We start from the raw sequence: 10138 nt of genomic DNA on the forward strand, positions 1-10138 counted from the left end.
CATGAAGGGTCTGTCATCAAGACACCCAAACTTAACCGACAACAAACACTCCAATGAAACACATCCCTAATCTCGCCGGTGCCCTCCTGGGCCTTCTGTTCGTCACCTTCGGCCTGAACTTCTTCCTCCAGTTCATCCCCATGCCTGCGGACCCCTCCCCAGATACGGCACCTCACAAGCTCTTCATGGCCGCGCTCTTCCCGACGGGTTACCTCACCTTTGTGAAGGTCCTGGAGATCACGGGTGGCCTCCTCGTCGCCCTGCCCAAGACACGTAACATCGGTCTGCTAATCCTGGGACCGATTGTGGTGAATATCCTTGCCTTCCACACCTTCCTGACCAAAGGCGCAGGCCTCTTTGAGCCACCGGTGCTGCTCATCAGCGCGCTTTCTCTGTTTTTGCTCTTCGTCGAGCGGAAAGCCTTCGCCGGACTCGTCAACCGCGTTCGTTAATCCTCACTTGTTCATCCCCCCTTGAGCACACTCAAGGGGGTCTTTGCCAGCGTCTGCCTTTCCAAGAAAGTGACAGGCACCTCACTGAAAACACCCGCGACCGCGCCGTCTCATCCGTTTGTTTAAACAACCACCCGTTATGAAAACGAACATCGGTATCCCAGATAAGAATCGCCAACAAACCGCAGACATCCTCTCCATCGTGCTGGCCGACGAGCATGTGCTCTACATGAAGACTCGCAATGCCCACTGGAATGTGCGCGGGCGTGACTTCCACGCCATGCATCTCTTCTTTGAATCCCAATACAAAGAACTGGAAGGCGTGATCGATGAAGTGGCCGAGCGGATCAAATCCATCGGGTATGACGCACCCGGCTCCCTGGCTGCCATGCTCAAGCTGACCAAGCTCAAAGAGCTCTCCGGCGATGATCGCGACAGCGTCACCTTCATCAAGGCCCTCTTGGCCGATCATGAAACCCTCACACGAGAGCTCCGCAAGATGGCCGAGAAATGCCAGGACCTCGGCGATGACGGCAGCAATGATTTTCTGATCGGTCTGCTTCAGATTCATGAAAAGATGGCCTGGATGCTGAGAGCCTCATTAGAATAGTCGTATGCAAGTCACACTGCTCTCACCCCAGGAGTTGGATTCGCTGCGTCTGCTCGAGCGTGATCTGGTCATCCTGGATGTCCGCCTGCATGAAGATCATGAGCGACGGCGCATCCAGGGCAGTGTCAGCAACTGCGTCTATGAGGTGGCTTTCCAAGAGCGTCTGCCCGCCTTGATAGCCACGAAAGCGACCCCGGTCTGCGTCTATGGAGAGTCCGCGTCCAGCCATGAAGCCGAAGCGGCAGCGGAGAAACTCAAACGCGCAGGCTACACCCGCGTGTATCGCCTAGCCGGGTGCTTGGCAGGCTGGTGTGAAGCCGGTCTGCCGGAAGAGGGCACGGGAGAATTTTTACCCCCATCGCCCCCACCCGAAGGACGCCTGGAGATCAACACCGAGGAAAGCCGTGTCGAGTGGCTGGGGCGTAATCTGCTGAACAAACATTGGGGAAAAGTGCCGATTCAATCCGGCTGGCTTGAGATCACTGGCGGCCTCATCTCCTCTGGAGAAATCGTCTTGGACATGAATGGCATCACCTGTGATGACCTCGCCACCAGTCCCTATCACGATGTCCTCATCGCCCATCTCCGCAGCGATGATTTTTTTGATACTGAGCAGTATCCTGAAGCCCGACTCGTCATTCATCGGGGCGAACCCATCGAGGGCACCTCTCCCGGCTCGCAAAATCTCAAGGTCGAAGGCGCACTCACCCTGCGCGGCATCACGGCTCCCGTCGAATTCACCGCCAGCTCTGGGTTCGATGATCGCGGACGTACTGCGGCTCAGGCTGCCTTTGCCATCGACCGCACCCGCTGGGGTGTTTTGTATGGCTCCGGCAGCTTCTTCCATCGTCTGGCCGGCCACTTGGTCAACGACCTCATCGAACTGCAAGTGCGTGTGATCACTCACACCCCATGAACCTCTCTCGCTTTCATCTCTGGATCAGTCTCATCGCGTGCAGCCTAGCGCTCAGCTCTTGTCTGGCGCCTGCCCGCATCAGCAAGCCTCTCAGTGTGCGGGTGAAGTATCTCCGTGAAGAACCGGACCAAACCACCCTCCATAAGCTACTGGAGACAGCCATCACCTCCGAAGATGCCGAAAAAAGCGCCGAGGCTCTGGGCCGCTTCGTGGAGCAATGGAAAAAGGAAAAGCGCCCCGCCAAGGACACCGTCCCTGCCACGAAGAATGGGCCGAGCTATGAAGTGACCTTCACCGGCACGGTCGAGGGCCAAGACCCGCTGGAGTATTACGACGAAATCTACTCCGCCACCGATTTCAAAATTGACCGCATCGAGCATCACCAACGCCGAGGTTTAGGCGCACCCTTGATCGCTCTGCGCGACAACAAACACCGTGCCGCCATCGAGACCTACTATCCGCCCGAGGTCATCACCACCCCCATCACCGCCTTCGCCCGCCCCGGGCCTAACCAACTTGACGGAACTCAATCCGTCACCATCCAATTCATCTCCAGCCTGCATCAGGATAGCGTGATGTGGAAGGGCCAGAAAGTCCCCCTCGCGGCCGATTTCTCCGCCCCCTGGGCCACAGCGCTCTCCCGCACTCAAGGACTCCGGCAGACTGCCTTTTGGGATGTGTTACGACCCAAGCCCAAACGAGAGCCTCAGCTTTATCTGATGGAGCCTTATGATCCCCGGAAAGAGCCCCTGATCATGATTCACGGCCTTTTATCCACCCCCCTCGCCTGGGCGAAAATCACCAATGAACTCTGGGCCGACCCAGAAATCCGCCGCCGCTATCAGATCTGGCACTATCTCTACAACACCTCAGCGCCCGCCCTCTACTCCACCCGCATCCTCCGCACTCAACTGCACGATCTACGCCGCCAGCTCGATCCTGAGGGGGATGATCCCGCCATGCAGAGGACCACGCTGCTGACCCACAGCATGGGCGGATTGATCGGCAAATCGCTCGCTGTCGATCCTCAAGACGCCTTCTGGAAAGCCGCCTTCAAAGTGCCGCCCGAATCGCTCGATCTGTCCTCGGAAGATCGCCAAACATTGCGCGAAGCTTTCCTCTGGCAGCCTGACCGCACCATCCGCCGCATCATCTACATCGCCGTCCCGCATCGTGGCAGTGCCTTTGCCGACAACATCATCGGTAAAATCGGCAGTGCCCTGGCAGCCCCACCGGTGACGTTCAGGTCCTTTTACGAGCGCATCTCCACCCGCAATCCCGGGGTCTTCACCCCCGAGTATGAGCGCCTCGGGCAAGGCAAGCTGGATAGCATCAGCTCCCTGTCTCCGCATCAACCGACCTTACGCATCCTGGCGGATCTGAAACTGCCGCCTCACATCCACACCCACAGCATCATTGGCAATCGAGGTTGGACTGGCCCTCTGGAGAAAAGTAGCGATAACATCGTCCCCTACACCAGCAGCCACATTGATACCGCCGAGTCTGAACTCATTGTGCCCACCGGTCATGGAGCCTTTCATCACCCTGCCGCCATGGCCGAGATCATCCGCGTCCTCAAGCTGCCCTCCACCGGCAAACCCAGGCCGACCCAAAAAATCGTGGATTCTCCCCGCTACATGCGTGAGCCGCTGCGAACCTCCGGTGGAGCTTAACGAGGTAGCTCCGTTGGGCTCAAATGAACCTTCAAAAGAACTCCAGCCCCGAAGGTGCGACACTCCTCAGCCCAGGGTGAAACCCTGGGGATAACCAGACAAGTGAGTCATTGAATAGCGTCGAGCCCTGAAGGGGCGCGGCTCGTCACCGCAGCATGATCCAGCGTCGGACTGAGCCCCTTTCGTAGCTTGGCGTATCGTTTTGTTTTACACACCGTTTACAAACACTTTCACCGAGCTTGCTCAGATTGGTGGTGCCATGAATACACTCCACCACACGCTTCGTTATTCCACCTTCGCCTTTTTGATCGGGACATCATCCATCACCTCGGCGGTAGAACCGCCCCAAGAGACAGCTCCCGAGCCCAATCCTAAAGCACTCGCAATCTCAAGTGACACTTCAAAAGCGAAGGCAGATATGCCCCTCAAGATCGACGGTCAGCCTCGTATCGAGATCACATTCGTCCTCGATACCACGGGTTCAATGAGTGGTTTAATCGAAGGAGCCAAACAAAAGATCTGGTCCATCGCCAGTGACATTATCTCCGCCAAACCCAAGCCTCTGATTCGTTTCGGGCTGGTCGGTTATCGGGATCGTGGAGATGACTATGTGACGAAAAGAGCCGCGCTCACGGATGATTTGGATACCATTTATGCGGAGCTACAGAAGTTCAAAGCCGATGGTGGTGGCGATACTCCCGAAAGTGTGAGTGAGGCACTCCACGAAGCCCTCACGCAGATGCCTTGGACAAAAGAAGGCAACGTCCTGAAGGTCATTTACCTCGTCGGCGATGCTCCACCTCAAGAATATAAAGACGGCAAAGACTGGCGCGAGGTCTGCAAGCAGGCGATGACCCAAGGCATCCACATCAACACCATTCAATGTGGCAGCATGCCTGAAACAACCACGCTATGGAAAATGATCGCCAGCTACTGCGAAGGTGCCTACGCCATGATCCCGCAAGATGGCAACATGGTGTCCATCGCCGCCCCGCAGGATGAGGAGCTTCTCACACTCAACGAAGAAATCGGCAAGACGCTGATCCCCTATGGCAAAGAGTCCGTCCGTAACGCAGTCATTTCCAAACAAAAAACCGCAGAGGTAGCCAGTCCCGTAGCCAACGCCAGCCGCCTCAAATACAACTCCATCTCCGAAAAAGTGGTTCAGGGAACCGGGGAGCTCATCGACGCGATCAAAGATGGAAAGCAAAAGCTGGACGATGTGAAACCTGCCGACTTGCCTGAAGATCTGCGTGGGCTGAGCCAGACTGAACTCAAGGAGCACATCGAAAAGAAGCAAATCAAACGCGCCGAGATCCAGACACGAATCACAACTCTAGTGAAAGAACGCGATGCCTTCATTAAAGCTGAACGTGAGAAACAATCAGCTATCAATCAAGGCGACTCCTTTGACACCCAAGTCGCTCAGACTCTGCGAGAACAGGCCCGCAAGAAAGGCATCGTGCTGGAAAAATAACGGGATCCCCAAGAACTGCTTTTTCTGACCGATCAGTCTGTCCAGAGGCCCTCAACCTGAGAACCTTTATCATTTCTCAGTTGAGGGCTCATTCATGGATTGACTCTCTCGCAGCGACTTCCCTCAACATCCTCACTTGACACCCAGACAAGTCTGTCTGATCATTTCCCCATGTCGGAAGCTCGCCAACAAATCCTAAGCACCGCCGGAGCACTCTTCGCGGCGAGAGGCTATGAACTGGTCGGCATCAACGAGATCATTGAGAAATCCGGGGTTGCCAAGGCCACCTTTTACGCCCACTTCAAGAGCAAGGAAAAGCTCTGTGCCGAATGGTTGCGCGATCGCGCCTCCAGTTATGCCCAGGAGCATGAGCGCATCCTGGCCAGCAACTCCGTTCCCTTGGACAAGGTGAAAAAGAAATTCGATAGCTTGCGCCGCTATGCCCAGGAATCCGACTTCCGAGGCTGTTCCTTCTCCACCACGGCCTCCATGCTCAAACCAGGCACCGAGGTGCGCGATGTGATCCGGGATTATAAAGCCTCAGCTCGCGTTTTTTGGCAGGACATCGCACGCGAACTCGTCCCGCAGGCCGCCCGAGCCCGTGCCTTGGGGGATGCGCTCTTCCTCCTCTACTCGGGTGCCCTGACCGAGGCTCAGAATGCCCGCGATCTCTGGCCTGTGGAATCTGCGAAAGCGGCGGCCCTTGCCCTATGCGAAGCTGCCATATAAAGTTTTATCTTTGCTTAAATCCGAACAGACTTGTCTGTTCATAACTAAAACCCCACCGCAATGGCTCACAAGTTCCTCGATCTGACATTTACGCCTGCCGTTCTGGAGGCTCAGCAGCATTACTTTGGCCGCTCCCATGCGATCCCACCCGCCGCGCAAGATGACGCCCTCGGTCCAGAAGAAATCGCCTTCATCGAATCCCGCGACAGCTTCTACCTGAGCAGCGTCAGCGAGACTGGCTGGCCCTACACGCAGCATCGCGGGGGTCCGGCGGGCTTTTGCAAGGTCATCAGGCCTAACCAATTGGTCTTCGCCGACTACAAGGGCAATCGTCAGATGCTGAGCACGGGAAACCTCGCCACGGATGACCGCGTCTGTCTTTTCATGATGGACTACCCCGCACGTGAGCGGCTGAAGCTGCTCGGTCATGCCGAGGTGCTGGACGCCCGTGAGCATCCCGATCTCGTTCGACAAATCACCACCCCTGAGTTGGCCAGCATCACCGAGCGTGTCTTCCGCATCCACGTCGTCGCCTTTGATTGGAACTGTCCGAAATACATCACGCCTCGCTACACCGCCGCGCAGGTTCAGGAGCTGATCACTCCCCTGAAAACCCGCATCGCCGAACTCGAATCCCAACTCGCTGAACACCGCTCATGAAGCTGCTCCAAAAAATCCGTGGCGACGCCGCCACCCTCCCTGCCCGTGCCTCGAACCAAGCCATCGGCCTCGCTTTCATCGGAGGCTTTCTCGCCATCTCCGTCATTGCCTTGCTGGCGCAGGGGCTGCATGTCGCGCTGGTTCTAGGGTCCTTCGGGGCCAGTTGTGTCCTGGTGTTTGGCTATCCCGATGTGCCCTTCAGCCAGCCGCGCAATGTCATCGTCGGCCATGTCTTGAGCACCGCCGTCGGGCTGGCCTGTGTGCATCTCCTGGGTGCTCATTGGTTGAGTGTGTCTCTGGCGGTGGGCAGTGCCATCGCCCTGATGATGCTCACCCGCACGGTGCATCCTCCGGCAGGGTCCAATCCTGTCATTGTCTTCCTCCTGCAACCCGACTGGAGTTTCGTCCTCTTTCCCACCCTCATCGGTGCCGTGCTGCTGGTGCTCGTCGCCCTCTTGTTTCACAATTTCACGCGGCCATCTCGCTGGCCGAAGTATTGGTGAACAATCACCCGCTTTTTGTCTCCAGCACTCTTCACCATCGTTCAAACCCTCGTTCTCCCATGAATACCCTCGACGCCATCCACGCCCGCCGCGCCATCAAGCACTACGATCCGACCCACAAGCTGACAGAAGAAGAGATCCGCCAACTCCTCCTGGCCACCATGCAGGCCCCTACCGCCTTCAACATTCAGCACTGGCGCTTCGTCGTCGTCAGCGATCCTGAAGTGCGTAAGCAAATCCGCGCCGCCGCTTGGGACCAAGCGCAAGTGACCGATGCCTCGCTCCTCGTCGTCCTCTGCGCCGATCTTAATGCCTGGAAAAACGATCCCGCTCGTTATTGGAAAGAAGCTCCCCAGCCCGTGCAGGACTTCCTCGTCCCTGCCATTGGCGGTTATTATCAAGGCCGTGAGCAGGTGCAACGCGATGAATGCATGCGCTCCTGTGGCCTCGCTGGCATGACGCTCATGCTCGCCGCCAAAGCCATGGGTTATGACTCCTGCCCCATGGACGGCTTTGACTTCGATGCCGTGGGCAAGATCATCCAACTGCCCGAGAACCACCTGATTTCCTTCATGATCGCCGTGGGTAAGGGCACCCAGCCCGCTTGGCCGAAACCCGGCCAGCTCAGCTACGAGGAAGTGGTGATCCAAAACACCTTTTGAGCCCCTGCAGCCCCCCCGGGCTGCCAGCAAATGAAACTCTGCTGAAAATCAACTTGCAGGCAGCCTCATCACACCGCACTATCCCGGCCCGCTGCCTCCCAGGCAGCAGACCAAGGACAGATGCCAGAGTGGTCGATCGGGCACGCCTGGAAAGCGTGTGAACGGTAATACGTTCCGAGGGTTCGAATCCCTCTCTGTCCGCCACTTAATCCTGAGCAAGCTAAAAAGCTCGTGCTAAGGTTTCCTGAAGCGCTTGCGTGCGGCCTCCGCCTCGACTCTGGATGCACAATCCGTCGCATGATCGTTGATGAGACCCATGGCCTGCATGAAAGCATAAACTGTGGTGGGACCCACAAACTTCCAGCCACGTTTCTTGAGTTCTTTTGAAAGCGTGATGGATTCCACGGAGCTCGATGCGCTTTGGGGATTGGCCAGCGAGGCGGGTTGCGGTTCGTAGCACCACATGAAAGAGGCCAGCGAACCCTTTTCCTGCTGTAGCTCGAGTGCTCGCTGCGCGTTGTTGATCACTGCTTCGATCTTGCCCCGGTGCCGGACGATCCCTGTATCCTGGAGCAGACGTTCGACATGTTTGGGGGTGAATCGGGCGATGCGGTGGAAATCAAAGGAGTGAAAGACGCGCCGGAAGTTCTCCCGCTTCGCCAAGATCGTGCGCCAGCTCAAGCCAGACTGCAAGCCCTCCAGGCACAACTTTTCGAAAAGAAGGCGATCGTCAGAAACAGGGAAACCCCACTCTGTGTCGTGATAGGCGGGGAACTCTGGGGCGAGGCTGCACCAGTGGCAGCGCCGCTTTCCATCCGCATCGAGATAAGTCTGGCTCATGGCTGGGAGATCAGGAAACTAGAAACTGCAATTGAGGGACAGCCATGCCTGGATCGAGCTCGATGATCTCAGCACTCACCACCCGCTGCTCCACGAAGGGGTCTTCATTCACTCGCTGCTGAAGTTGGGCCAGTGTGCACCGATGCGCGAGGATACCACCGCCTTGACCGGGTTCCAGGCTGCCGGCGAGCTGAAAGATGCCGTCATCGAAGCCGCGTTTGAGCCATTGCTTGTGGGCATCCATGAAGGTGGGAGCATCGCTTTTGCGGAGGGAAAATCGAAGTAGAATGATGAACATGAGGGGCGGTGGGCTAGGGTTGCAAAAGGGATCAAAGACGGCGCCAAAGCTGGTCAAGGGTTGAGTTCCAGCAGCCTTCATGGCGCAAGCGCATCCCTTCATCAGGGAAGAGTGTGTGCCGCACCTCGACCTCGGTTTCATGATCATTCAGTGGCCGGAAGAACACAGACACCAGGGTGTCTTTACCAGCATCCAGGTCCGGCGGTTCCGGTGTCCATGTGAAGATGAGACATTCGCGCTGACGCACGGTCAGAAACTTGCCTCGAAGCAGGAACTTGGCTTGGGGCCAGGTAAAGCTGAAGATATACTCTCCACCTTCACGCAGGTCGTGCGCGAGGATGTCTAACAACACATCATCATAAGGGCGAAACCAGCGGGCAAGGTGAACCGGGTCCGTCCAGGCCTGATAAACCAAGGCGACAGGATGCGGATAACGGCGGGTAACTTGGACTTCGAGAGGCGACTGAGACGCGGGCATGGTAAGATTTCAGGCCAAGGATATTTTGGATTTGGCTTTCGATGACGAGCCTTCAGTTTGCTCGGCCATCGTGTTGAGGTAAGAACCTAACCGGTCCAACTGCTGTTCCCAGAGGTGATGATAACGCTGAACGAAATCAAAAGCCTCGGACAGTGGTGCAGCATCCAGCCTCAGCCAGTGCTCACGCCCCTTCTGCTCTCGCTTCACCAGTCCGGCACGCTCCAGACTGAGAATGTGTTTCGACGCCACGTTCAGTGAACAGTCAAACTGCGCAGCCAAATCCGTCACGCGCACCGGTTCACGCACCAGCAGCTTCAGCATATCTCGTCGGGTAGGATGAGCCAGAGCGGAAAAGGTGTGGTCGAGCGTTGGGACATATTCATCCATATGGATGAATATTTAACATAGAGAGCCATCCTGTCAACGCACTCACAGCAAAAGGTCCGCCTTACGCCCATCAATTAGAGAGCAGGATCGATCTCAGGCCGCAGGCACAGGTAATTGCCCTCTCACAGTCTTCATGGAGCATGCGCCTCACATCCTTCGTAATATCTTCCACGTCAGTCGCGTGATCTTCAGTACATGATTTTTACGATGAAGCGGCGAGCTGCCGTCAGCCTCCTCCTCTCTTCCCTGGTTTTTTTCAAGGTGCCGCACGAGCCACCGGAAAAAAAGAGCCGCGAATGACAGTGACCTCATCATTCATGCGCATCCACAGCCGGAATATGGCTCGGCCATCCCCTTCCGAAAAATCCCCGGCACTTCCGGCAGTCTTGCTCTGGAGATCTCAGGCGGCCGGCTCTATGCGCTAGAGCATATTAAATAATTCTATAGCGTAAC

The 10138-nt window shown here is 56.7% G+C and carries 13 protein-coding genes and 1 tRNA gene; 10 read left to right on the forward strand and 4 right to left on the reverse strand.

All coding sequences use genetic code 11. From position 1 onward, the window contains the following. The first annotated feature begins 53 nt into the window (after window positions 1–53). From B5D61_RS23680 to B5D61_RS23725, 10 genes are all read left to right on the forward strand, one after another. The gene (locus B5D61_RS23680; RefSeq protein WP_078815900.1) at window positions 54–452 is read left to right on the forward strand and encodes a hypothetical protein; all 399 of its coding nucleotides are present in this window, start codon (window positions 54–56) and stop codon (window positions 450–452) included. A gap of 139 nt (window positions 453–591) precedes the next feature. After that, window positions 592–1062 carry a Dps family protein gene (locus B5D61_RS23685; protein WP_078815901.1) on the forward strand — a complete coding sequence of 157 codons (471 nt, stop codon included), beginning with the start codon at window positions 592–594 and terminating at the stop codon, window positions 1060–1062. Between the two features lie 4 nt (window positions 1063–1066). Beyond that, window positions 1067–1978 carry a YceI family protein gene (locus B5D61_RS23690; protein ID WP_078815902.1) on the forward strand — a complete coding sequence of 304 codons (912 nt, stop codon included), beginning with the start codon at window positions 1067–1069 and terminating at the stop codon, window positions 1976–1978. After that, a complete protein-coding gene (locus B5D61_RS23695; RefSeq protein ID WP_078815903.1) occupies window positions 1975–3651 on the forward strand; it encodes a lipase family alpha/beta hydrolase in 1677 nt (558 codons plus the stop codon). The genes B5D61_RS23690 and B5D61_RS23695 overlap by 4 nt, the downstream gene beginning before the upstream one ends. 259 nt (window positions 3652–3910) lie before the next feature. Further along, window positions 3911–5128 (forward strand): vWA domain-containing protein, encoded by a 1218-nt coding sequence (locus B5D61_RS23700; protein WP_139373465.1) that lies wholly within the window; start codon window positions 3911–3913, stop codon window positions 5126–5128. 171 nt (window positions 5129–5299) lie between these two features. Then, the gene (locus B5D61_RS23705; RefSeq protein WP_078815905.1) at window positions 5300–5857 is read left to right on the forward strand and encodes a TetR/AcrR family transcriptional regulator; all 558 of its coding nucleotides are present in this window, start codon (window positions 5300–5302) and stop codon (window positions 5855–5857) included. A 60-nt stretch (window positions 5858–5917) separates the two neighbouring features. Next, complete coding sequence (locus tag B5D61_RS23710; protein ID WP_078815906.1) at window positions 5918–6517, forward strand: pyridoxamine 5'-phosphate oxidase family protein; 600 nt, start codon at window positions 5918–5920, stop codon at window positions 6515–6517. Next, entirely contained in the window at window positions 6514–7020 is a 507-nt protein-coding gene (locus tag B5D61_RS23715; protein ID WP_078815907.1) for an HPP family protein, read from the forward strand. Before B5D61_RS23710 ends, B5D61_RS23715 begins: the two co-directional genes overlap by 4 nt. 59 nt (window positions 7021–7079) lie before the next feature. After that, on the forward strand, window positions 7080–7682 hold the full coding sequence (locus B5D61_RS23720; RefSeq protein WP_078815908.1) for a nitroreductase family protein: 603 nt from the start codon (window positions 7080–7082) through the stop codon (window positions 7680–7682). 114 nt (window positions 7683–7796) lie between these two features. Beyond that, window positions 7797–7886, forward strand: a tRNA-Ser gene (locus B5D61_RS23725). Window positions 7887–7916: 30 nt separating this feature from the next. Here the strand turns inward: B5D61_RS23725 and B5D61_RS23730 are convergent. Genes B5D61_RS23730 through B5D61_RS23745 form a run of 4 tightly spaced genes read right to left on the reverse strand, consistent with a single transcriptional unit; the run spans window position 7917 to window position 9685 of the window. Beyond that, complete coding sequence (locus B5D61_RS23730; protein WP_078815909.1) at window positions 7917–8522, reverse strand: DNA-3-methyladenine glycosylase I; 606 nt, start codon at window positions 8520–8522, stop codon at window positions 7917–7919. A gap of 10 nt (window positions 8523–8532) precedes the next feature. Further along, complete coding sequence (locus B5D61_RS23735) at window positions 8533–8820, reverse strand: YciI family protein (protein WP_078815910.1); 288 nt, start codon at window positions 8818–8820, stop codon at window positions 8533–8535. A 31-nt stretch (window positions 8821–8851) separates the two neighbouring features. After that, the gene (locus B5D61_RS23740) at window positions 8852–9298 is read right to left on the reverse strand and encodes an SRPBCC family protein (protein ID WP_078815911.1); all 447 of its coding nucleotides are present in this window, start codon (window positions 9296–9298) and stop codon (window positions 8852–8854) included. A 9-nt stretch (window positions 9299–9307) separates the two neighbouring features. Then, window positions 9308–9685, reverse strand: a complete 378-nt coding sequence (locus B5D61_RS23745; protein ID WP_078815913.1) for an ArsR/SmtB family transcription factor — start codon at window positions 9683–9685, stop codon at window positions 9308–9310. Between the last annotated feature and the right edge of the window lie 453 nt (window positions 9686–10138).

The sequence above is a fragment of the Prosthecobacter debontii genome (assembly GCF_900167535.1).
Taxonomy (GTDB): domain Bacteria; phylum Verrucomicrobiota; class Verrucomicrobiia; order Verrucomicrobiales; family Verrucomicrobiaceae; genus Prosthecobacter; species Prosthecobacter debontii.